The sequence below is a fragment of the Aquabacterium soli genome (genome assembly GCF_003933735.1).
GTDB lineage: Bacteria > Pseudomonadota > Gammaproteobacteria > Burkholderiales > Burkholderiaceae_C > Aquabacterium > Aquabacterium soli.
Genome location: NZ_RSED01000018.1, coordinates 1 through 22,152, shown reverse-complemented (window position 1 = coordinate 22,152; position 22,152 = coordinate 1). Strand labels below are relative to the sequence as shown.

The window sequence follows — 22,152 nt, the reverse complement described above, 5'->3', positions numbered from 1 at the left end:
CTCAACCCAGGCAGGGCACGCTCAGCAGGGCCTCGCGCGTGGTAGGGCTGCTCAGCTGCGCCAGCCACCAGGCCAGGGCCTTGCCGGGCTGGGGCCCTACCTGACGCCATGCGTAGTGGGCGCGGGTGATGCGCGGCGGTTGCGCCACTTCCTTGCGCAGCAGGCGGCCGGCCTCCACGTCGTTGCGCACCATGTATTCCGGCAGGAAGCCGCAGCCCAGGCCGCGCCGCAGGGCTTCGAGCTTGTCGCCCATGGTGGACAGCGTCAGCACGTCCTGGCCGGGCAGGATGCCGACGGTGGCGCTCTCGGTGCGGCGCGTGGTGTCGGCCACGGCGATGATGCGGTGCGCGGTGAGCTCGGCCGCGCTGAGCGGCTCGGTCTGCGCGGCCAGCGGGTGGAAGGGCGCGACCACGAACACGAACTCGACATCGCCCAGCGTGTCCATGTGGATGTCGCTGATGCCCGGGCGGCCGGCGCTGATGCCCAGGGCCAGGTCGGCATGGCCGGCGGCCAGGGCTTCCCAGGTGCCGGTGAGCACCTCGTCGCGGATCTTCAGGCGGGTGGGCGGCGAGGTCTCGTGGAAGGCCTGGACCAGGTCGAGCAGCGGGCCGTGGCTGACGATGCCGTCCACCGCGATGGTGAGCTGCGTCTCCCAGCCAGAGGCCACGCGCTGCACGCGGTTGGCGACGGCATCGATCTGGGCCAGCAGGCGGCGCCCTTCGTTGAGCAGCTCCTGGCCGGCGGCCGTGAACTGGGCCTGGCGCGAGCGGCGGTCGAACAGCAGCACGTCCAGCGCATCCTCCAACTGGCGCACGCTGTAGGTGAGGGCCGAGGGCACCTTGCCCAGTTCGCGCGCGGCCGCGGCGAAGCTGCCGGTGCGCTCGATGGTGTCCATCATCTCCAGGGCCTCGGGGGTCAGCACGTGGCGTCGATCGCTCATGGGCCCTTGTCCTTCTGCGGGTTCAAATAAATCGAATGATGCCATCAGCGCCGTGCGATGGCCGGGCAGGCGCTGGCTTCTACAGTGACCGCATCAGGATTGAATCAAGACGATGAGGAGCCGCGATGAAGACCTTGCGACGCAGCGACGACCGGGGCCAGGCCGACCACGGCTGGCTGTTTGCCCAGCACAGCTTCTCGTTCGCCGAATACCGCGATCCCCAGCACATGGGCTTCGGCCCGCTGCGGGTGATCAACGAGGACCGCTTCGCGCCCGGCCGGGGCTTCGGCATGCACGGCCACCGCGACATGGAGATCCTGACCTACGTGCTGGAAGGGCAACTGGCGCACAAGGACAGCCTGGGCCACGGCACCACCATCCACCCCGGCGACGTGCAGCGCATGAGCGCGGGCACCGGCATCCAGCACAGCGAGATCAACCCCAGCCTGTACGACGAGCTGCACCTCCTGCAGATCTGGATCCTGCCGAGCGAGCTGGGCATTGCGCCGGGCTATGAGCAGAAGCACTTCGGCGCTGAAGACAAGCGCGGCCGCCTGCGCCTGGTGGCGTCGCCCGATGGCGCACAAGGCTCGGTGTCGATGCGCGCCGATGCCCGCCTGTACGCCGGCCTGTTCGAGGGCGACGAGACCGCGCGGCTGGCGCTGGCGCCGCAGCGCAAGGCCTATGTGCAGGTGGCGCGTGGCCGCATCACGGCCAACGGCCAGGTGCTGGACCAGGGCGATGCGCTGATGCTGGAAAGCGAGCCCCTGCTGAGCCTGTCGGAAGGGCAGGGCGCCGAGGTGCTGGTGTTCGACCTGGGCCCGGATCAGGGCACGTCGGTTTCCAGCACGTAGCCAGCGTGGTCGTCCACACCGATGTTCTCGACCATCCAGGGCAGGGCGTCGGCCAGGGTCTGGTAAAGCGTCCACGGCGGGTTGACGATGAACATGCCGCTGCCGTTGAGGCCCAGGCCATCGCGGGTGTTGGCCTTCACGCGCAGGCTGGCGTGCAGCCACTTGCCCGGCGCCAGGCGCTTGAGCTGGTCGGGCAGCAGATCGGCTTCGCGGCGGGCCACGATGGGATACCACACCGCGTACACGCCGGTTGGGAAACGCGCCAGCGCCTCCTTCAGGCTGGCCGTGACGCGGCGGTAGTCTTCCTTGAGCTCATAAGGCGGGTCGATGTGCACCAGCCCGCGCTTGGGCGGGGGGGGCAGGCTGCCCTTGAGGCCGTTGAAGCCGTCGGCCACCTCGATGCTGACGCCGCGCTTCACGTCGGCGAAGTGCGCCTTCAGGGCGCGGCTTTCGGTGGGGTGCAGCTCGTACAGGCGCAGGTGGTCGCCGGGGCGCAGCATCTGCGCCGCCAGTTGCGGCGATCCCGGGTACCAGCGCAGCACGTCGCCGGTGTTGCAGACCTCGATCTGCTCGAGCAGGTCCTGCAGGCCTTGCGGCAGGGCCGGGTCCTTGCGGGCCGCCCACACCTTGTGGATGCCGCCCTCCGCCTCGCCGCTCTTGGCGGCATAGGCGGCGGCCAGGTCGTACAGGCCCCCGCCCGCATGGGTGTCGAACACCCAGAAGGCCCGGTCTTTCTGGGTGAGGTGCTCCAGGAGCTGCACCAGCACCGTGTGCTTGAGCACGTCGGCATGGTTGCCGGCGTGGAATCCGTGTCGATAACTGAACATGCCGCAAGGGTAACCGCGAATTGGGCCCGACGGCCTTTTTGCAGGCTCAGGCAGGACAATCCCTGTTCAATGATTCGCTGATTTCACCAAGAGGTACCCAGATGTCTTCCCAAGTTCCCGTCAAGCTGCTGGCCATTTCTGGCAGCGCCCGCGATGGCTCCCACAACCAGCAGCTGCTGGCCCTGGCCGCCCGCAAGGCCGAGGCGCTGGGCGCCCAGGTCACCCACGTGAACTTGCGCAGCCTGGACCTGCCGGTGTTCGATGCCGACCATCACGCCGCGCAGGGCCACCCGCCGGGAGCCCTGAAGTTGCGCGAACTGTTCGCCGCCCACGATGGCCTGCTGCTGTCCAGCCCCGAGTACAACGCCTTGCCCACGCCGATGTTCGTCAATGCCTTCGACTGGCTGTCCGTCATGCCGGCGGCCGATGGGCTGCCGGGCGGCACGGGCGCCACGGCGGGCAAGCCGGCAGGGCTGATGGCCGCGTCGCCCGGTGCCCTCGGGGGCCTGCGCGCACTGCCCATCGTGCGCACTTTCCTGAGCACCAACTTCGCGATGGTGGTGGTGCCTGAGCAGCTGGGGCTGCCGGCGGCCGACAAGGCCTTCGATGCCGAAGGCGCCTTGCTCAAGCCCGAGCTGGATGCCGTGCTGGGCAAGCTGGTGGTGTCGGTGATGCGCCAGGCGGCCTGGCTGCGGGACGCGCGCGCCGCCGGCTGAGCTGCGCGCGCAACGCCGCTCAGGCGGTGGTGAAGGCCTGGTCGGGTCGCTCTGAGTGACCTCGCAGGGGCACGGTGTCGAACACGCGGCAGTGCAGAGGTGCTCCGCCGGTGTCGGCCCCCAGCGCCACGGCGAACCGCCCGCGCAGCGCCCATTGCACAAAGCGCCACTGCGTGGCCCGCTCCTGCAGGGGCGCGTGAAACCGCACGGGCACGGCGCCCGGCCCTTCCACGGGGGCCGTGTCGATCTCGAAGCCGAACTGGTTCAGCGGGGTGCTCAGGCCTTCGCCCGTGGCCTTGATGAAGGATTCCTTCAGCGTCCACAGCCGCATGAAGGCATGGTGGTGGTGCTCCGGGGGCACGCGCTTGAGCAGCGCGTTCTCATCGGCGCTGAAATGGCTGTCGGCGATCTCGGCGGCGCTGGCGCCGCGGTCGAAGGTCTCCACATCCACCCCCAGGCGCGCATGCGTCCAGCTGACGGCGCAGACCACCAGGCCTTGCGTGTGGGCCAGGTTGAAATGCAGCGCCTGGTGAGCGGCGGGCGAGGCGATGAAGGGCTTGCCGTTGCGGCCCGTGTCGAAGCGCCAGTCGGCAGGGGCCACCGGGGCGTGGAGCGACAGCACGGTGCGCAGCAGTGCCCGTGCGGCCAGGCATTGCCGCTGGTGCTTCTCGAAGCGGAAGGATTGCACGCGCTGGCGTTCGTCGGGCGTGATCAGGGCGTCATAGGCTGCGGCGATCGAGGCATCAGCCGCCCAGGCGTCTTCATAGAAGAAGCACCACAGCTGCGCCTCGTGGGGCGTCATGGCGTGGACAAAAAGTGCATCAATGGCGCCAGCGTCTGTGCGGGCGCCTCTTCCTGCGGGATGTGGCCCAGGTCCGGGAACACCACCTTGCGGCACACGGCGATGTCGCCGCAGAAGCGATCAGCGAAGGCCACCGGCACCATGCCGTCGCGCTCACCCCAGAGCACCAGCGTGGGCTGTTTGATCAGGCGGATCTGGTGTTCCTTGGCGCCGGATTCGCTCTGGTCCATGCGCTGGAACAGCGCACGGCGGTTGCCCACGCGCAGGCTGAGTTCGAAGTAGCGGTCGACTCGGTCCTGCGTGACCTTCTCCGGGTGCCCGAACACATTGCGCACGCTGGATTCGATCACGCTGCGCGGCAGGATGCGCTCGGCCACCCAGCGCATGCTGCGGGCGCCCGCGATCTGGAACGCGATGGGCTGCGACATGGGCGACAGCTGGTAGCCGTCAGAATCGATCAACACCAGCTTGCGCACCCGGTCAGGGGCCAGCAGCGCGGTCTGCCAGGCGATCTCGCCGCCCAGGGCGTTGCCCACCAGCACCACGCGCTTGACACCCAGGTTGTCCAGCAGGCGCAGCACGAAGCGGGTGTAGCCCTCGATGTGGTATTCGCCCTGGGGGCTGGGGCCGGTCAGGCCGAAGCCCGGCAGGTCGACGGAGATGACTCGGCGGTCTTTCTCCAAGGCCAGGCGCCAGCCCTCCCAGGTGTGCAGGCTGGAGGCCATGCCGTGCAGCAGCACGATGGGCAGTGGGTCGTCACGCGGGCCGGTGTCGCGCACATGCACCTGCATGCCGTCGAGTTCGACGAACATGGACGGCGGCGGGGCCCAGCGGGCCACCAGGTCACCGAGCTGGCGGTCTGGCTCCCAGGTGGCCCACACGGCCAGCGCCAGGCCGACCACCATCAGCACGGCGCTCCACCACAGGCGCTTGAGCCATTTCATGTGTAGACAGGTCTCGAGAAAGTAGGAGAGGATCCGCCGGATTCTCTCCTACCCCTTCAGGCGCGGGCGGTGGAGTTGTCGCGCTGGCGCGACTTGGCGTTCATGCGCTTGAGCTGGCGCATCACCAGTGGCTGGTACCACGAGCCCAGCAGGCGCACCATCTTGTCGAGCATGCGGGCATCGGGGCCCACCAGCACACGGCGGGCGTTCTTCTCGACGGCGGTGAGGATCTGCAGCGCCGCGGATTCGGCCGTGGTCACGTTGATCAGCTTGTTGGCGCGGCGCTTTTGCGTTTCGGCGTTGACGCCGGTGAGTTTTTCAAGCGATGGGTCGATCTTGCCGGCCATCGCGATGTTGGTGGCGATGCCGCCCGGGTGCACGCAGGTGGCGCTGACGGGCGCGCCTTCCAGCTCCAGCTCCATGCGCAGGGCTTCGGTGTAGCCGCGCACTGCGAACTTGCTGGCGTTGTAGGTGCCTTGCGTGGGCACGGCCATCAGCCCGAACAGGCTGGAGGTGTTGATGATGTGGCCGTCGCCCGAGGCCTTGAGGTGGGGCAGGAAGGCCTGGGTGCCGTAGACCACGCCCCAGAAGTTGATGCCCATGATCCACTCGAAATCGGACTGCTTGACGTGCTCGGCGTTCACGCTGAGGGCCACGCCGGCGTTGTTGAAGATCAGGTTGACCTTGCCGTGGTCCTGCACGACCTGGTCGGCCCAGGCGAAGACGGCGGCGCGGTCGGACACGTCCAGGCGGGTGAGGGTGACGCGCACGCCATGGCGGCCAGCCAGCTCGGCGGTCTTGGCCAGTTCCAGCTCGTTGACGTCGCTGAGCGCCAGGTGGCAGCCACGCCTGGCCAGTTCAACGGCCAGGGTGCGGCCCATGCCGGAGGCGGCGCCGGTGATGGCGGCCACTTGGTTCTTGAAGTTCTTCATGGTGGTTTGGTGCGGTTGGGTGCTCAGGCGGCGCGGGCCTGCGGGGCGCGGGACGTGACGCGGGCGATGAAGTCGCCCGAGACCTTCAGGTCACGGCGGGCTTCCGGCAGCATCAGCATGGTGGGCCACACGTGCGGCAGGCGCGGGTGCAGGGTCAGCGTGCTCTTGACGCCCTGCTGGCGGGCCTTGTCGTGCAGACGGGTGGAATCCGACAGCAGGATCTCGTGCTCGCTGGCGAAGATGAACAGCTCTGGCAGGCCGGCGAGGTTGCCGAACACGGGCGAGACCAGCGGATCCTGCGCCGAATGGCCCTTGAGGTACAAGGCGGCAGCCTCGGGCAGCAGGTGCGGGTTGAACATCACGTCGTCCTTGGCCTTGGACTTCATGGTTTCGCCGCTGCAGGTCAGGTCGGCCCAGGGCGAGAACAGCAGGGCGCCGGCCGGCAGTGGCAGGCCCTGGTCGCGCGAGGCCAGCAGGCAGGCCAGGGCCAGGCCGCCGCCGGCCGAATCGCCTGCGAACACCACGTCAGCGGGGTTGGTGCCCTGTGCCAGCAGCTCCTTCCACCAGGCCACGGCATCGTCCACGGCGGCGGGGAAGGGGTTCTCGGGCGCCATGCGGTAGTCGACCGACAGCACGCGGGCCTGGGCCGTGCGGGCCAGGTACGCGCAGGTGGGGCGGTGCGTGGTGAGGCTGCAGAAGAAGTAGCCGCCGCCATGGAAGTACAGCACCGTGCGCTGCGGCTTGGCCACGCTCAGCCATTCGGCCGGGCACAGGCCCTTGGCCGGGTTGGCGGGCAGGGGCGTGTGCGTGATGTCCTTGGGCGGCGCCGGGTAGCGCTGGGCCAGCTTGTCCACCTTGTGGCGGGCGGCGCCGACGTTCAGCGGGCCCTTGCTGCCGTTCTTGAACTGCCAGCGCAGCACGAGGTTGGTGAGAGTGGACTGGATGCTCATGGTTGGGCCTTGGCGGTGCGGGCGTTCATGCACGCTCCGCGTTGTATTTGGCGAGGTCGAAAGACCGCGTGCGAAGACGGTAGGAGAAGGTGAAACTGGGCCACAGCGAGACATTGCGGCCCTTGTCGTTGAGGTACCAGCTCTTGCAGCCGGAACTCCAAACGGTGGACTTCAAATCTTCCTGGATCTTGTCGATGAACTGCTGCTGGGCCTGGGGCTTGACGTCCAGGGCCTTGAGGCGGTGTTCCTTCATGGTCTTGAGCGCTTCGATCACGTAGTGCACCTGCGACTCGATCATGAACACCATCGAATTGTGGCCCAGGCCGGTGTTGGGGCCCATCAGGATGAAGAAATTCGGGAAGCCGGCCACCGCGATGCCCTTGTAGGCCTCGGGCCCGTCCTTCCACACCACGGACAGATCCTGCCCGCCACGGCCGAACACCGTGCGCGGCGGGATCGGATCCTGCACCTTGAAGCCGGTGCCGAACACGATGGCATCGGCCGGGCGCTCCACGCCATCCTGCGTGATCACACCGCGCGGCGTGACGGCCTGGATGCCTTCGGTGATCACGTCGACATTGGTGCGGCCCAGGGCGGGGTAGTAGTCGTTGGAGATCAGCAGGCGCTTGCAGCCGGGTGTGTAGTCGGGCGTGATCTTGGCGCGCACGGCCGGGTCGGTGATGGCGCGGGCGATCTTGTGCTTGGCCACCTTGGCCACCAGCTTCATCCACTCGGGCTTGAACTTGAAGGCCAGGAAGCGCGCCTCCATCATCCAGTACTGCTTGGTGCGCTGCATGCGCTGGCGCCAGGGGTTGGCCTTGAAATCGGCTTTCTCCTTGTCGCTCAGCGGCCGGTCGTCCTTGGGCACGACCCAGGCGGGCGTGCGCTGGTAGTAGTCGAGCTGGTCGACCAGCGGAGCGATCTGCGGCACGAACTGGATGGCGCTGGCGCCGCTGCCGATCACGGCCACGCGCTTGCCGGTGAAGTCGTAGCCATGGTTCCAGTTGGCGGAGTGGAAGGTGCTGCCTTCGAAGCGCTCCAGGCCGGGGATGTTGGGCACCATGGGGTTGCTCAGGCCACCCATGCCGGACACCAGCACATCGCATTCAAAGGTGCGGCCGTCTTCGGACTGAACCACCCACTTGGCGCGGGCTTCGTCATAACGGGCGCCGACCAGGTTGGTGTTGAAACGCACATGGCGCAGCAGGTCGTATTTTTTCGCGCAGTTGCGCAGGTAGGCGTAGATCTCGGGCTGGGGCGCGTACATGCGCGACCACTCGGGGTTGGCCTCGAACGAGAAGCTGTACAGGTGCGAGGGTACGTCGCAGGCGCAGCCGGGGTAGGTGTTGTCGCGCCAGGTGCCGCCCACGTCATTGGCGCGTTCCAGCATCAGGAAGTCGTCCTCGCCCATCTCGCGCAGCTTGACGCCCATGCACAGGCCTGAAAAGCCCGTGCCCACGACGATCACGCGCGCACGTTCAATGCCCGAGCCGCCGGGCTGGCCGGTGCGGGGCTGGCTGAATTCCTGGGGTTTCATGGCACTGGCGCTCCTGTGGTGACGGCTGGATGCAATTTGATTTGTGACAAGAATTCATGTCAGAATATCTTTGACAATGGTTCATGTCAATATAGACATCCCTATGGACAGCACGAATTCCGCCGCCTCCCCCCCGAACCGGCGCCGCTATGGCGGTGTGCTGCCGGAAGAACGCCAGCGACAGCGCCGCGACAAGCTGGTCGAGGGCGGCATCGAGGTGTTCGGCACCAAGGGCTTCCACGGCACCACGGTGCGCGAGGTGTGCCTGGCCGCGCACCTGACCGAGCGCTACTTCTACGAATCCTTCAAGAGCCTGTCCGAGCTGTTCATTGCCGTGTACAGCCACCTGCGCGAGCAGTTGATGGACAAGACGCTGCTGGCGTTGCGCCAGGCCAATCCCACGCCGCTGGAGTTGCTGGACCCGGGGCTTCGCACTTTCCTGGAGTTCATCCGCGACGACCCGCGCCGTGGCCGCATCATGCTGGTCGATTCACTGGGCGTGGACGGCGAGATGGCCCGCATCAGCGGCGAGACCGCGCGTGATTACTCAGGCCTGCTGCGTGCCCACCTGGTCACGTTGGTGCCCGAGCACATGCTGCAGGAGATCGACATCGACCTGCTGGCCGAGGGCATGATCGGCCTGAACATCCTGCTGGCGTCGCGCTGGATGCAGGAGGACTTCACCACCCCGATCGACAAGGTGGTGCGCACCAACATGCTGCCCTACATGGGCATGATCTCGCTGGTGCAGGCGTCTTGAGTCCGGCCCTGGCCGCGCGCGCATCAAGCGCGGCGGCTTGGCCCCTGGCCGGGCTCCAGTCCGTTGTCCACCGACTCCCGGCCATCGAACACGAAACACTCGCCGTGCCAGTGCGTGCCGTCGGTGAGCTCCAGGTACTTGAGGATGCCACCGTCGAGCTGGTAGACGTGGTCGATGCCGGCCTCGCTCATCACCAGCGCCGCCTTCTCGCAGCGGATGCCCCCGGTGCAGAAGCTCACCACGGTCTTGCCCTTGAACTCGTCCCGGTGGGCCAGCACCTGCTCAGGGAACTCGCTGAACTTGTCGATGCGCCAGTCGATGGCGTTGTCGAAGGTGCCGTAGTCCACCTCGAAGGCGTTGCGCGTGTCCAGCGTGACCACGGGGCGGCCTTCGTCGTCATGCCCCTGGGTGAGCCAGCGCTTGAGCGTGTCGGGTGACACGGCCGGCGCACGGCCTTCGTCGCCCAGTGCATCGGGGCGGATGGCCGGGTGGTTCATGCGGATGATCTCGCCCTTGACCTTGACCAGCAGCTTCTTGAAGGGCACCTCTTCGGACCAGCTCTCCTTGGGCTCGATCGGCGCGAAGCGTGGATCCTGGCGCAGCTCGCGCACCCATTCGCGCACCGCGTCTGCCGGGCCGGCCAGGAACAGGTTGATGCCTTCTTCCGCCAGCAGCACGGTGCCTTTGAGATTCAATGCCTGCGCATGGGCATGCAGGCGCTCGCGCAGATCTTGCGCATCCTGCAATGTCACGAAACGGTAGGCGGAAATGTTGAGTACGTCACGCATGGCGCCATTGTAGAAAACAGGCGCCTGCTGGTTCTTACCTTTGCTTGCGCCCGCGCAAGAAACCCCTTCCTAAGATGCCATCACAACGACGGGCCGACACGAGCCCGCGACAAGCAGAGCCTTCACACACACCCAAGCCGCCAGCAGTGAACCCGACTCCTCGGGCAATTGAAGGTGGTAACCATGATCAGCGAACAGACCGTCAAGGCTTCCCGCCTGGACGGCACGCCAACGACACGCGTGGCCGACACCGGCACGCACCTCCCCCAGCCCCCCCATCCTCTCGCAAGCAAGACACTCGCTTCAGATCTCCCAGCTCCTGCTGCCAAGCTGGCTGCGCTGGTTTCACCCTTGGCGCTGGCCGCGTGCGGCGGTGGTGGGGGAGGCGGCGACAGCGTGGCCGAAGGCTCTGCCGCTGGCACGGCGCAAGCCCAGGCCCAAGCGTCTGGCGCATCCGTCATCCCGGCCTCTGTGGCCCTGTCTGCTGGGTTGCGCATAGCGCTTGGCGAACTGACGTCGCGCCCCACGGAGCCTGAGCGCGCGCCCATGAGCCGGCGAGATGCGGCACGCCTGCTCACCCAGGCCAGCTTCGGCATCCGCACGCCGGCCGAGGTCGATGACCTGATGTCCGAAGGTGCCGAGCACTGGCTGTGGCGGCAGTTCGCGATGCCTTACGCACTGCACACCTCCTACCTGGATCTGCAGCGCAAACGTGATTACTGGAACCGCGCCTTCGACTTCATGAGCTATGAGGCCGTGTGGCGCCAATGGCTGTTCGAAGACGGCCAACTGCGTGCCCGCGTGGCCTTCGCGCTGTCGCAGATCATGGTGATCTCGAACGCGGCAGGCTCGCTGCCGGCGTATGCGCTGTCGTCCTACATGGACACGCTCAACCGCCAGGCCTTCGGCACCTTCCGCGCGCTGCTGGGCGCCGTGACGCTGCACCCGGCCATGGGCTACTACCTGAACATGCTGCGCAGCCGCAAGGCCGATCCGGACGCCGGCACGCACCCCAACGAGAACTACGCCCGCGAGGTGCTGCAGCTGTTCTCGATCGGCCTGGTGAAGCTCAACGCCGATGGCAGCACGCGTCTGGGCGCCGATGGCCAGCCGCTGCCTACTTACGACGAGAGCGTGGTCAAGGGTTTCGCGCGCGCCTTCACGGGTTGGAGCTTCGGCGGGCAGGGCAACGCCAGCTCCTCGCTTTTCGATGGGGCCCGCATCGACCTGGAGGCCAACTGGACCACGCCGATGCTGCCCTTCGCGGCCATGCACGAGCCCGGCCCCAAGCCACTGCTCGATGGCGCCGTGCTGTCCGGCGGCCAGTCGACCGAGAAGGACCTGGACGATGCGCTCGATGCCATCGCGGCCCATCCCAACGTGGGGCCCTTCATCGGCCGCCAGCTCATCCAGCGCCTGGTGACCAGCAACCCGAGCCCGGCTTACATTGCGCGCATCACGGCCGTGTTCAACGACAACGGCCAGGGCCTGCGGGGTGACCTGCGCGCCGTGTTGCAGGCCATCCTGCTCGACCCGGAGGCGCGGGGCGACGACGCCGCCACGCGCGAGCGTTTCGGCAAGCAGCGCGAGCCGGTGATCCGCTTCACCAACCTGCTGCGCGCGCTGGGCGCCAGCACCGCCAGCCCCTGTGGCCGCACCGACCTGAACCGCACGGACCAGGGCGGCGACCTGCTGGGCCAGAGCCCGCTGCTGGCCCCCTCGGTGTTCAACTTCTTCTCGCCCAACTACCGGCATGGCGGCGTGCTGGCCCAGGCAGGCTTGGTGGCGCCCGAGTTCCAGGCCACCACCGAGGCCACCGTGGTGGGGCTGTTCAACACCTTCACCCACCTGGTCAACTGGAGTGGCCATGGCTGGGACGAAGGCACCGGCGATGGGGGCGGCCGCATCAACCTCGACATCAAGAGCTGGGAGACCCTGGCCCTGGCCAGCCCCGAAGCCTGTGTGGACCGGCTGAACGTGCTGCTGTTCAACGCGCAGATGAGCGAGGCGACCCGCACCACCTTGATCGGCCTGATCGCGCCTGGCCCCCGCAACGACTGGGGTGTGAATGTGCGCATCCGCAAGGCCTTGATCTTCGCGGCGGTCTCGCCCGACTTCGTGATCCAGAAATGAAACCCGGTGTGCCCATGAACCCCTCTCGACGTCTCTTCCTGAAATCGGCCGCGGCCGCTGGCGTGGCCGGCGCTGCCTTCAACCCTTGGCTGCAGCTGAACGCGCTGGCCGATGCGTCCAGCGGCGCCAGCGGCTACAAGGCCCTGGTCTGCGTGTTCCTGCATGGTGGCAACGACGGCAACAACCTGCTGCTGCCCTATGAACCCGATGAATACGCCCTCTACAGCCAGGCGCGCGGCGTGCTGGGGCTGGCGCGTGAGCGTGTACTGCCCGTGGCCCCCACCAACACGGCGGGGCGGCGTTTCGCGCTGCACCCCTCGTTCACCCGCCTGCAAGGCCTGTTCGACGGCGGCCAGGCCGCGGTGCTGGCCAATGTGGGCCCGCTGGTGGTGCCCACCACCAAGGTGGATTACCAGCGTGGCCTGGTGGCCTTGCCGGCCAACCTGTTTTCGCACGCCGACCAGCAGGCCGCCTGGCAGACGGACAGCTTCAGCGCCTCCCTGAAAGGCGGCTGGGGCGGGCGCCTGCTCGAACGCCTGGTCGATGGCGGCGCGGCGCACCGGGGCTATGCCTGCGTGTCGTTGTCGGGTGGAGCGCTGTGGGGCGCCGGTGATGGCACGCTGCAGCCCTACCGGGTGCCGGTGTCGGGCGCCTTCGGCTTCGAGGGCTACACGCCCGATTCGCAGGATGCCCTGTCCTATGCGCTCGACAGCCTGGTGCGCCAGACGCGCAGTGACCCCTTCGAGGCGGCCTGGCTGCAATCACTGGGCCGTTCGATGGACAACCAGCGCGTGCTGACGCAGGCGCTGGGAGGCGCCTCGGCGCCGGCCAGCATCCCGGCCAACACCGAGCTGGGCCAACAACTGGCCATGGTCGCCAAGCTGATCCAGGCGCGGGACACGATGGGCCTGCAGCGCCAGTGCTTCTTCTGCTCCATCGGCGGTTTCGACACGCACGGTGCCGACCAGCTCACCACGCAGCGCGACAAGTTCGCCGAGATCGACGCGGCGGTGGCCGGTTTCCACGCGGCGCTGCAGGGCATGGGCCTGCAGGACCAGGTCACGCTGTTCACGGCCTCGGATTTCGGCCGCACCTTGGTCTCCAACGGCCAGGGCTCGGACCACGGCTGGGGAAGCCACCACCTGGTGGTCGGCGGGGCCGTGAACGGCGGGCAGGTGCTGGGCCGCTTCCCCAGCCATGTGATCGGCGGGGCAGACGACATCGGCGGCGGCAACTGGGTCCCGACCATGGCGCTGGACCAGTTCGGTGCGGACCTGGGGCGGTGGTTCGGCGCGGGCGACAGCGCGTTGGACGAGATCTTCCCGCGCCGGGCGCAGTTCGACGCCGGGCTCGGCCTGATGAAAGCCTGAGCGCCAGGTCGCCGCGGACAGCGCCCGCCCGGGCGCTCGCGGGATAATCCCGGGATGGCTTTCGTTCACCTGCGCTCCCACACCGAATTCTCCGTCGTCGATGGCACCGTCCGCATCGACGACCTGGTCAAGGCCGCCGCCAAGGATGGCCAGCCGGCCGTGGCTGTCACTGACCTGAGCAACCTGTTTGGCGCGATCAAACTGTACTCATCGGCGCGCAAAAAAGGCGTTCAGCCGCTCATCGGCGCCGATGTCTGGCTGGAGGCCGACGAGCCGGGCCGCCCCGTGTCGCGCCTGTTGTTGCTGATCCAGAACCGCAAGGGCTACCTGCACCTGTCCGAATTGCTGGGAGAAGCCTGGACGGCGCCCGGCCAACGCACCCACGCTTCGGTGTTCTGGGAATCGCTGGCGCAGCGCTCCGAAGGCCTGATCGCGCTCGCGGGCGCCGAGATGGGCTGCGTGGGCCAGGCCCTGATGAACGGCGATGCGGGCCGTGCCGAGGCCCTGGCCCGGCGCCTGGCCGGCATCTTCCCGGGGCGCTTCTACATCGAGTTGCAACGCGCCGGTCACCCGACCAACGAGGCGCACATCCGCGCCGCCGTGCCGCTGGCCGCGAAGATCGGCCTGCCCGTGGTGGCCACGCACCCGATCCAGTTCTCCACGCCCGACGACTTCGAAGCGCACGAGGCCCGCACCTGCATCGCCGAGGGCGAGACGCTGGGCAACCCGCGGCGCATCAAGCGCTTCACCCGCGAGCAGTACTTCAAGACCCAGGCGCAGATGGAGGCCCTGTTCGCAGACATCCCCTCGGCCGTGGCCAACACGGTGGCCATCGCCCGGCGCTGCGCGCTCACGCTGGTGCTGGGCAAGCCGCAGCTGCCTGATTTCCCCACCCCCATCCTGCAGGACGGACCGGACGCGGGCAAGCCCATGCCCATGGCGGACTACTTCCGCCAGCTGTCCTTCGAGGGCCTGGAAGAGCGCCTGGCGCACCTTTTCCCAGACCGGGCCGTGCGCGATGCCAGGCGGCCGGAGTACGTGAGCCGCCTGGAATTCGAGATCAACACGATCCTGAAGATGGGCTTCCCCGGCTACTTCCTGATCGTGGCGGACTTCATCAACTGGGCCAAGAACAACGGCTGCCCGGTGGGCCCGGGCCGGGGCTCGGGCGCCGGCTCGCTCGTGGCCTATGCGCTGAAGATCACCGACCTGGACCCGCTGGAATACAACCTGCTGTTCGAGCGTTTCCTGAACCCCGAGCGGGTCTCGATGCCCGACTTCGACATCGACTTCTGCCAGGGCAACCGCGACCGCGTCATCGACTACGTGAAGGACAAGTACGGCCGCTCCGCCGTCAGCCAGATCGCCACCTTCGGCACCATGGCAGCCAAGGCCGCGCTGCGCGATGTGGGCCGCGTGCTGGGCATGGGCTATGGTCATGTGGACAGCATTGCCAAGCTGATCCCTGCGCCGCCGGGCAAATCCGTGACGCTGGCCAAGGTGCCCGAGAACCCCGACCCGGGCGTGATCTATGCCCGCAAGGAGGCGCCCGAGCTGGAGCAGCGCGAAGCCGCCGAAGAAGAAGTGGCCTCGCTGCTGGCCCTGGCCGAGCGCGTCGAAGGCATGGTGCGCAACATCGGCATGCACGCCGGGGGCGTGCTGATCGCGCCGGGCAAGATCACCGACTTCTGCCCGCTGTACATGCAGCCCGGCAGCGACAGCGCCGTGAGCCAGTACGACAAGGACGATGTCGAAGCCATCGGCCTGGTGAAGTTCGACTTCCTGGGCCTGGCCACGCTGACCATCCTGGAGACGGCCAAGGAGTTCATCATGGCCCGGCACCCGGACCAGAAGGACTTCGATTTCGCCAAGATCAAGCTCGACGATGCAGCCACCTACCGGCTGCTGTCCGAAGGCAAGACGGTGGCCGTGTTCCAGCTGGAATCCCGCGGCATGCAGGGCATGCTGAAAGATGCCAAGCCCAGCGTCTTCGAGGACATCATCGCGCTGGTGTCGCTGTACCGCCCTGGCCCGATGGACCTGATCCCCAGCTTCTGCGCCCGCAAGCACGGCAAGGAAGAGGTGGAGTATCTGCACCCCCTGATGGCCGAGGTGCTGGAGGAGACCTACGGCATCATGGTCTACCAGGAGCAGGTGATGCAGGTGGCCCAGCGCGTGGGCGGCTACTCGCTCGGCGGTGCCGACATGCTGCGCCGCGCCATGGGCAAGAAGAAGCTCGAGGAGATGGTGGCCCACCGAGCCACCTTCGCCGAAGGCGCGGCCAAGAACGACATCAAGCCCGACCTGGCCAACGAGATCTTCGACCTGATGGAGAAGTTCGCGGGCTACGGCTTCAACAAGTCGCACGCCGCGGCCTATGCCCTGCTGGCCTACCACACGGCCTGGCTGAAGGTGCACTACACGGCCGAGTTCTTCGCGGGGAACATGAGCGTGTCGAGTGACGACACGGACAAGCTCAAGATCTTCCACGACGATGCCACGCAGAACTTCGGCATCACCTTCCTGCCACCCAATGTGAACCTGGGCGCCTGGCGCTTCGAGCCGGTGGACGACAAGACCGTGTGCTACGCGCTGGGCGCGGTCAAGGGCACGGGGCAGGGCGCCATCGAGGCCATCGTGCGCGAGCGCACGGCCAATGGGCCCTTCAAGAGCTTCTTCGAGTTCTGTGCGCGGGTGGACCGCAAGTCGGTCAACAAGCGCGTGGTCGAGGCCTTGATCAAGGGCGGTGCCTTCGATGCACTGGAGCCGCACCGGGCAGGGCTGCTGGCCAGCGTGCCGCTGGCCTTCGACTACGCCGACAGCCTGGCGGCCAATGCCGACCAAGGCGGCCTGTTCGACTTCGGCGACAGCCATGCGGCCTCGACCAACGAGCCCGAGCTGGTGCATGCCGAGCCCTGGTCGCTGAAAGAGCAGCTCAGCCTGGAGAAGACCGCCATCGGCTTCTACCTGTCGGGCCATCTGTTCGACGAGGCCGAGAAGGAAGTGCGCCGCTTCGCCAAGCGCGTGGGTGATCTGCAGGATGCCCGCGATCCGCAGATGACGGCGGGCATCGTGACCGAGCTGCGCGTGATCAACGGGGTGCGCGGGCGCGTGGCCCTCTTCAAGCTGGACGACAAGAGCGATGTGATCGAGGCGGTGGCCAACGAGGAACTGCTCGATGCCAACCGCGATCTGCTCAAGGACGACGAGCTGCTGGTGATCCAGGGCAAGGTGCAGCCTGACCGGTTCTCGGGCGGGCTGCGGCTGAACGTGCAGCAGATCTGGAGCCTGGGGGCGGCGCGTTGCCGGTTTGCGCGCTTCCTGCGCGTGAAGGTGAAGGATCAGCAATGCCCGGTGGCCGATGTGCTGCGGGAGTTCCCGGCGCGGCGGGTGCCGGCGCCGCAGCCTGATCTGCCGGAGACCGTGCAGGGCTTGCCGATCCGGGTGGTGGTGGAGCGTGTTGCGGCGGATGTGTCGGCGCGGGCCGAGCTGGAACTGGGGGATGGGGCGCGGTTCTTCCCGAGTGACCAGGCGCTGGTCCGGATCAAGGAGTTGATGCCTGCTGGATTGCCTGAGATCGTTTACGGCGAGGGATGAGGGCACGGCCTTTCTGTTCGGCCGGCCCTTGTCCATTTCGATCAGACTAGATCAGCGCGACACGATGGCGAACTGACCGTCCTGGCGCAGGCGGGCCCAGAAGGCCGAGCGCGCGGCATCGAAGCCGACAGCCACATCGCCGACACAAGCGCCGCTCAGGTCTGATGGTGCGGTGGTGAGGTGGCTGGCGACGTAGGCCTGCTGGCTCAGGCAGTTGCTGGCGACCAGAGGCTCCCAGGTGCCGGTGGCGGCATTCCAGCGCGCCAGGGTGGCCCTGGCCGCGGTGGTGCCCGCCGGCAGCTTGAACTCAAGCACATACGGGTCATTCGGCGCCACCGGGTCCAAGGTCCAGCTGCGCGATGCCCAGGTGGGCAGCACGACCGGTGCCTTGCCAGCTTCGCTGCTGTCACCGCGGGATCCCGGCAGCCCCGTGTCGGTTTCGATGTTCTTGACGGTGCCGTAAGGATCGATGTAGGTGCCGCCCTGCGCCGCGATGCCGCTCACGTGCAGACGGTCGGAGAGGGTGGCTGATGTCTTGCCTTCCCAGGCCAGCACCACCTGCTTCTTCAGGTCGATCGTGGTGGCGCGGACCTCGACTTCTTCATCCGACGTGCCCTCGTTGACAAGGCGTGCACGCTGGCTATTGTTCAGGTTCGGGCGCCAGCTGGCGTTCTCGATGAACATGAAGCGGTACATCATGGACAGCATGTCGCGGTTGCTGGTGGCCACCGTCTTGCCGGGCTCGAACGCCATGGTGCGCGTGCGCGTGTCATGGCGGTTGAAGGTGCGGTTCTCGCCATCGAGGATGCGCGCGCTGCCGCCACTGGGTGAGGCGCAGGCGCTGGTGCGGTACGACGAATCGTAGGCGTTGTTGAACTGGATGCCGGCCGGGATGCTCGATGGGTAAACGATCTTCTCGCAACGTGTCGCGCTGCGTGTGAAGCGGTCGAACAAATGCCAGTTGGGCGTGGCCAGTTCTTTCGCGCCGCTGCTGTTGTTCATCGCCGAGTGCTCCGCGTACCAGGCCTTGAAGTCGATCCGGTCGTCGCTGATGTCGAAGATCGAGGCGTTGACGTCCAGCGTGCCGGTGGACTCGACCCGTGCCTTGAGCATCAGCGTGTTCTGCACCTGTTCATGCTCGCCGTAACGGTTTTCATAACCCTTGTACGAGGCACTGCCCGAGACGATCTGCGTGAACTGGCGATAGGTGTCATCGCGCAGCGCGCTGCGGGCGTACATGTGCTCGTGGCCCGAGATGTAGATGACATCGTTGGCCGCGAAGAGGCGGCGGTACTTGTCGTACACGGCCTGGAAGGCGACATCGCCTTCTTCGGACGTGTAGCCTTCGACGATGCGCTCGCGCAGCAAGCCGTACTTGTTGCCGACGAAGGAGTTGTGCGTCTGCAGCAGAACGTGATCGACCTTGTCGCGGTGCTTGGCGATGGTTCGCTCGATGAAGTCGTACGAGAAGGGCATCCAGCCGTAGGAGATGTTGAGCAGCAGCACGTTGCCCCGCACCACGGCGTAGTTCTTGTTGCGCGCACCGGCCATGTGCTCGGCATCGACCGGGATCAGCGTGCCGATCCAGTCGTGCCAATCCTGGTCCTTGCCCTTGTTGTCGTGGTTGCCCATGATCGGCAGGAAAGTCATGTCCTTCAGGTAGGGCTCGGCCACGGCCCGCCATTGCTGGTGCTCGGCGGCGGTGCCGTTCTCGCCTAGGTCGCCCACCACCAGCACCACCTTCACGCCCTGCTCTTTATAGAGATCGAGCAAGGCGCGCATCGGGTGCTCTGCCACCAGTTCGTTGCCGCCCTGCGTGTCGGGCAGCACGCCCACCTTCAGTGTCTTGGGCGTGGCCACCTGCGTGGGCGGCTCCAGAGGGGCGGGGTTGTCACCTCCGCCGCCACCGCCACAGGCGGTCATCGCCACCGCCGCCAGCAGGCTCAGCCCGCATGTGACCCCAAAGCGCCTTGTACTTCTCGACATCTTCGCTCTCCGACTTCCGTTCAGTTACAACAAGCGCGCAGTGTTGTCGGCGGGCATGACACTGACGTGACGTCGTGTGGTCTTGTGCGCAGCCCTCAGCAACGAGGTTTTCGGACAAGGCCTGGCCTGATGGATGCACCCTGTTGTTTTCAGATACTGTATTTATATACAGTAAAATGACGTGAGGACCACGCGATCACATGAGGAGAAGCCGACCATGGACGACCCTGCCCCGGACGATCCTTTCTCGCCCACGCCAGACGATCGCCACCGTGCCGTGCCCTTGAAAGGCCGTGGCACCGCGACCCGCCTGGCCCACCGCTTCGAATCCACCCAGCGCGCATCAGAGCTCGACAACACTCCCGTCCACCATGCTGGAGATGACGAGTTCGCCATCGAAGGTGTGCCTGTCACCAGCGTGGTCCATGAGCAGGCGCGCAGCATCCTGTCGCGCAACGATTCGCCCGACATCCCTTTCATGTGGTCCATCAATCCCTACCGGGGATGTGAGCATGGCTGCATCTACTGCTATGCCCGCCCCACGCACAGCTACCTCAACCTGTCGCCCGGGTTGGATTTCGAGACCAAGCTGGTGGCCAAGGTCAACGCCGCCGAGCTGCTGCGCAAGGAGCTGTCGCGTGCCTCGCATGAGCCCAGCCCCGTCAACGTGGGCTCGGCCACCGATGCCTACCAGCCCATCGAGCGGGAACTGCGCGTCACGCGGGGCGTACTGGAGGTGCTGACCGAATGCCAACATCCTTTCACCATCGTCACCAAGTCCAGTGGTGTCGAGCGCGATCTTGATTTGCTGGCGCTCGCGGCGCAGCGGCGGCAGGCGGCCGTGTTCATCAGCATCACCTCACTGGATTCATCGCTCAGCCGCAAGCTGGAGCCTCGTGCTGCGGCGCCACACCGGCGGCTGCAGACGGTCAAGCGCCTGAGCGAGGCCGGCGTGCCGGTGGGCGTGAACGTGGCGCCGATCATCCCCTTCCTCAACGAGCCGGAGATCGAGCGCATCGTGGCGGCAGCGGCCGAGGCCGGGGCGCGCAGCGTGCACTACACCATCGTTCGCCTGCCCTGGGAGGTGAACCCGCTGTTCCAGGAGTGGCTGGGCCACCATGTGCCCGAACGGGCCGACCGCATCATGGCCCGCATCCGCGACATGCGGGGCGGGGCCGACTACCGCGCCGAGTTCGGCGTGCGCATGAAGGGCCAAGGCGTCTGGGCCGACCTGATCCGCCAGCGTGTGAATGCCGCCCGGCAGCGTGCGGGCATCACGGGCCTGGGCCCGGTGCTGGACAGCAGTGCTTTCAGGCCCTTTCCCGCGCAGCCAAGGCAGCGTGCCGCGGGTGCGGGGGACGGGCAGGCTGAGCTGTTCTGAGCCTGAGGCAGACGCGGGCGTCAGCTGATCTCGGAGGCCTCTGCGCGACGGGCTGGCGCGAACAGATCCTCGGCCCGGCGCATGGCATCGCGGTCGGGCAGAGCGCTGTCGCCGTCCCCATCCTTCTCGCCACCCTCATCATCGTCTGCCGAGTTGAACACCGGCAGCGGGTCCAGTTGGCGCCACACGGGGGTGCTGATCAGCAGGCTGGTCAGCAAGGTGGCGCTGCGCGAGATCCACCACACCGCACCGACCGAAAGTGCCATGCCGCTCATCTGCATCGTCTCGGCCGACACCATGTTGAACAGCTTGGTGTTGTCTGCCACACCACCCAAAGGAAGGGTGGCTGCGCTCCTGCCCAGGCTCACGTCACCGGGGGAGACGCTGACATTGATCGGCACGAGGCCCGTCATCAGCGATGCGTTCACGTTTCCGGCGTTGCCCAGCAGGCTGACCAGCGAGCCGCCATCGCCGTCGCGCGCATCGGCGTTGGCCGAAGCCGTGGCGGTGGGTCTGAAATTCAGATGGTCGGCTGGGCGGCCTGTGTCGAAGGCTGGTGGGATCACCAGGGAGGCGGCCTCGACGATGGGTGCCGGCGCAGGCGAAGGTTCTGCCGGGGCGGGCGGCGGGGTAACGGAGGTGGTCGGCACCGGCGCAGGTGCGGGGGGCGGAGCGGGCGCCGGGCTGGGCGCTGGGGCTGGTGCCTCCGGCGTGTCCGGCAGTTCGGGGCCGGTGTCGGTGTTCGACACGATCTGTGTGATGCTCGATTGCAGCGTCGCACTGCCGCCAGGCTGGCCATCGCTCAGCGTCACGCTCATGCGGTCGCCCAACTGCTGACCCACACCGACGTACACGAGCCGGGCGCCCTGCTGGCCAGACATGAAGGCATTGAGCTGGGCCAGGGTGCCGCTCAGCACCACGGTGCCGGTGCCGGAGCCCGTGATGCCCACGGCGGTGCTGCCTGCATTGCCGGTCAAGGTGCCGAACTGCAACTGCAGCGTGGCCGTGAGGATCTGGCTGCCCGCGTCGACATCGGCGAGCTGCCAGGTGCCGTTGCCTTGCAGTGCCAGGGATTGGCCGAAAGGCAGGGTCCAGCTGCCCGGGCCGCTCAGGGTGGGGGCATCGTTCACCGGGGTCACGGTGATGTTCAAGGTGGCGGCGCTGGTGGCGGCACCTGCCGCATCGCTGACGGTGAACACCAGGCTGTCGGCGGTGGTCTCGGAGCCGTCGTGCACATAGCGCACCAGCCCTGCGTCCACCTGGGCCTGGGTGAAGCTGTTGATGGCGGTACCGGGGGCTCCAGCCAGTTCCAGCCGCCCATGGACGGGCGGGTTGCTCACGGTGTAGGTGATCTGGGCCGCGCCATGGTCCGGGTCGGTGGCCAGCAGGGTGGCGGTGGACAGGATGGCCTGGCCTGCTTCGTTCACCGTGAGTCCGGCATTGACCGCCAGCACCGGCGGAAAGTTGACATCTGCCACCGGTGCCGTGCCCGCGCTGTCCACGGCCTCTGCCGTGCCCTGGCCATCGGTGTAGGTGGCCCGCACGCTGATCACTGCGCCGACATCGTTCTGGGTCAGCGTGTAGGTGCTGCCCGTCGCACCGGTGTCTGCGCCGTCGCGCAGCCAGTGGTAGGTG

The 22,152-nt window shown here is 67.2% G+C and carries 17 protein-coding genes; 7 read left to right on the top strand and 10 right to left on the bottom strand.

Annotation, left to right across the window (positions count from 1 at the left end; all coding sequences use genetic code 11):
• Position 1 precedes the first annotated feature (1 nt).
• A complete protein-coding gene (locus EIP75_RS18530) occupies positions 2-940 on the bottom strand; it encodes a LysR family transcriptional regulator (protein WP_125244780.1) in 939 nt (312 codons plus the stop codon).
• A gap of 125 nt (positions 941-1,065) precedes the next feature.
• Between EIP75_RS18530 and EIP75_RS18525 the strand changes: the two genes are divergently transcribed.
• The gene (locus tag EIP75_RS18525; protein WP_125244779.1) at positions 1,066-1,794 is read left to right on the top strand and encodes a pirin family protein; all 729 of its coding nucleotides are present in this window, start codon (positions 1,066-1,068) and stop codon (positions 1,792-1,794) included.
• Here the strand turns inward: EIP75_RS18525 and EIP75_RS18520 are convergent.
• On the bottom strand, positions 1,767-2,621 hold the full coding sequence (locus tag EIP75_RS18520) for a 23S rRNA (adenine(2030)-N(6))-methyltransferase RlmJ (RefSeq protein ID WP_125244778.1): 855 nt from the start codon (positions 2,619-2,621) through the stop codon (positions 1,767-1,769). The genes EIP75_RS18525 and EIP75_RS18520 overlap by 28 nt on opposite strands.
• 101 nt (positions 2,622-2,722) lie before the next feature.
• Between EIP75_RS18520 and EIP75_RS18515 the strand changes: the two genes are divergently transcribed.
• Complete coding sequence (locus tag EIP75_RS18515) at positions 2,723-3,337, top strand: NADPH-dependent FMN reductase (RefSeq protein WP_125244777.1); 615 nt, start codon at positions 2,723-2,725, stop codon at positions 3,335-3,337.
• A 19-nt stretch (positions 3,338-3,356) separates the two neighbouring features.
• Here EIP75_RS18515 and EIP75_RS18510 read toward each other — a convergent pair whose 3' ends face one another.
• The 5 genes from EIP75_RS18510 to EIP75_RS18490 are packed head-to-tail and all read right to left on the bottom strand — an operon-like array spanning position 3,357 to position 8,502.
• Positions 3,357-4,139 carry a 4'-phosphopantetheinyl transferase family protein gene (locus EIP75_RS18510; RefSeq protein WP_125244776.1) on the bottom strand — a complete coding sequence of 261 codons (783 nt, stop codon included), beginning with the start codon at positions 4,137-4,139 and terminating at the stop codon, positions 3,357-3,359.
• Entirely contained in the window at positions 4,136-5,083 is a 948-nt protein-coding gene (locus tag EIP75_RS18505) for an alpha/beta fold hydrolase (RefSeq protein ID WP_125244775.1), read from the bottom strand. Before EIP75_RS18505 ends, EIP75_RS18510 begins: the two co-directional genes overlap by 4 nt.
• A gap of 56 nt (positions 5,084-5,139) precedes the next feature.
• A complete protein-coding gene (locus EIP75_RS18500; RefSeq protein WP_125244774.1) occupies positions 5,140-6,015 on the bottom strand; it encodes an SDR family NAD(P)-dependent oxidoreductase in 876 nt (291 codons plus the stop codon).
• 23 nt (positions 6,016-6,038) lie between these two features.
• Positions 6,039-6,965, bottom strand: a complete 927-nt coding sequence (locus EIP75_RS18495) for an alpha/beta hydrolase (protein WP_158622908.1) — start codon at positions 6,963-6,965, stop codon at positions 6,039-6,041.
• A gap of 25 nt (positions 6,966-6,990) precedes the next feature.
• The gene (locus tag EIP75_RS18490) at positions 6,991-8,502 is read right to left on the bottom strand and encodes a flavin-containing monooxygenase (RefSeq protein WP_125244772.1); all 1,512 of its coding nucleotides are present in this window, start codon (positions 8,500-8,502) and stop codon (positions 6,991-6,993) included.
• 103 nt (positions 8,503-8,605) lie between these two features.
• Between EIP75_RS18490 and EIP75_RS18485 the strand changes: the two genes are divergently transcribed.
• Positions 8,606-9,262, top strand: a complete 657-nt coding sequence (locus EIP75_RS18485) for a TetR/AcrR family transcriptional regulator (RefSeq protein WP_158622907.1) — start codon at positions 8,606-8,608, stop codon at positions 9,260-9,262.
• A gap of 23 nt (positions 9,263-9,285) precedes the next feature.
• On the opposite strand, the gene EIP75_RS18480 is transcribed toward EIP75_RS18485, so the two are convergent.
• On the bottom strand, positions 9,286-10,050 hold the full coding sequence (locus EIP75_RS18480; RefSeq protein ID WP_125244770.1) for a sulfurtransferase: 765 nt from the start codon (positions 10,048-10,050) through the stop codon (positions 9,286-9,288).
• Positions 10,051-10,233: 183 nt separating this feature from the next.
• Between EIP75_RS18480 and EIP75_RS18475 the strand changes: the two genes are divergently transcribed.
• Genes EIP75_RS18475 through dnaE form a run of 3 tightly spaced genes read left to right on the top strand, consistent with a single transcriptional unit; the run spans position 10,234 to position 17,150 of the window.
• Complete coding sequence (locus tag EIP75_RS18475) at positions 10,234-12,183, top strand: DUF1800 domain-containing protein (RefSeq protein WP_125244769.1); 1,950 nt, start codon at positions 10,234-10,236, stop codon at positions 12,181-12,183.
• A 14-nt stretch (positions 12,184-12,197) separates the two neighbouring features.
• On the top strand, positions 12,198-13,553 hold the full coding sequence (locus tag EIP75_RS18470) for a DUF1501 domain-containing protein (RefSeq protein ID WP_158622906.1): 1,356 nt from the start codon (positions 12,198-12,200) through the stop codon (positions 13,551-13,553).
• Between the two features lie 54 nt (positions 13,554-13,607).
• Positions 13,608-17,150 (top strand): DNA polymerase III subunit alpha, encoded by a 3,543-nt coding sequence (gene dnaE / locus EIP75_RS18465; RefSeq protein WP_125244767.1) that lies wholly within the window; start codon positions 13,608-13,610, stop codon positions 17,148-17,150.
• Positions 17,151-17,201: 51 nt separating this feature from the next.
• Here the strand turns inward: dnaE and EIP75_RS18460 are convergent, their stop codons facing one another.
• The gene (locus EIP75_RS18460; protein WP_125244766.1) at positions 17,202-19,136 is read right to left on the bottom strand and encodes a metallophosphoesterase family protein; all 1,935 of its coding nucleotides are present in this window, start codon (positions 19,134-19,136) and stop codon (positions 17,202-17,204) included.
• Between the two features lie 217 nt (positions 19,137-19,353).
• Between EIP75_RS18460 and EIP75_RS18455 the strand changes: the two genes are divergently transcribed.
• Positions 19,354-20,517, top strand: coding sequence for a PA0069 family radical SAM protein (locus tag EIP75_RS18455; protein WP_125244765.1), 1,164 nt, complete (start codon positions 19,354-19,356; stop codon positions 20,515-20,517).
• 20 nt (positions 20,518-20,537) lie between these two features.
• Here EIP75_RS18455 and EIP75_RS18450 read toward each other — a convergent pair.
• The coding region (locus tag EIP75_RS18450; protein WP_233584940.1) for a cadherin-like domain-containing protein at positions 20,538-22,152 on the bottom strand (1,615 nt) is incomplete at its 5' end.

Excerpts from the sequence above, each read along its gene's own strand:
- EIP75_RS18485 (WP_158622907.1), top strand. The coding sequence starts at position 8,606 with ATGGACAGCACGAATTCCGCCGCCTCCCCCCCGAACCGGCGCCGCTAT.
- EIP75_RS18505 (WP_125244775.1), bottom strand. The coding sequence starts at position 5,083 with ATGAAATGGCTCAAGCGCCTGTGGTGGAGCGCCGTGCTGATGGTGGTC.
- EIP75_RS18515 (WP_125244777.1), top strand. The coding sequence starts at position 2,723 with ATGTCTTCCCAAGTTCCCGTCAAGCTGCTGGCCATTTCTGGCAGCGCC.
- EIP75_RS18490 (WP_125244772.1), bottom strand. The coding sequence starts at position 8,502 with ATGAAACCCCAGGAATTCAGCCAGCCCCGCACCGGCCAGCCCGGCGGC.
- EIP75_RS18520 (WP_125244778.1), bottom strand. The coding sequence starts at position 2,621 with ATGTTCAGTTATCGACACGGATTCCACGCCGGCAACCATGCCGACGTG.
- EIP75_RS18500 (WP_125244774.1), bottom strand. The coding sequence starts at position 6,015 with ATGAAGAACTTCAAGAACCAAGTGGCCGCCATCACCGGCGCCGCCTCC.
- EIP75_RS18470 (WP_158622906.1), top strand. The coding sequence starts at position 12,198 with ATGAACCCCTCTCGACGTCTCTTCCTGAAATCGGCCGCGGCCGCTGGC.
- EIP75_RS18510 (WP_125244776.1), bottom strand. The coding sequence starts at position 4,139 with ATGACGCCCCACGAGGCGCAGCTGTGGTGCTTCTTCTATGAAGACGCC.
- EIP75_RS18525 (WP_125244779.1), top strand. The coding sequence starts at position 1,066 with ATGAAGACCTTGCGACGCAGCGACGACCGGGGCCAGGCCGACCACGGC.
- EIP75_RS18495 (WP_158622908.1), bottom strand. The coding sequence starts at position 6,965 with ATGAGCATCCAGTCCACTCTCACCAACCTCGTGCTGCGCTGGCAGTTC.
- dnaE (WP_125244767.1), top strand. The coding sequence starts at position 13,608 with ATGGCTTTCGTTCACCTGCGCTCCCACACCGAATTCTCCGTCGTCGAT.
- EIP75_RS18480 (WP_125244770.1), bottom strand. The coding sequence starts at position 10,050 with ATGCGTGACGTACTCAACATTTCCGCCTACCGTTTCGTGACATTGCAG.
- EIP75_RS18460 (WP_125244766.1), bottom strand. The coding sequence starts at position 19,136 with ATGTCGAGAAGTACAAGGCGCTTTGGGGTCACATGCGGGCTGAGCCTG.
- EIP75_RS18475 (WP_125244769.1), top strand. The coding sequence starts at position 10,234 with ATGATCAGCGAACAGACCGTCAAGGCTTCCCGCCTGGACGGCACGCCA.
- EIP75_RS18530 (WP_125244780.1), bottom strand. The coding sequence starts at position 940 with ATGAGCGATCGACGCCACGTGCTGACCCCCGAGGCCCTGGAGATGATG.
- EIP75_RS18455 (WP_125244765.1), top strand. The coding sequence starts at position 19,354 with ATGGACGACCCTGCCCCGGACGATCCTTTCTCGCCCACGCCAGACGAT.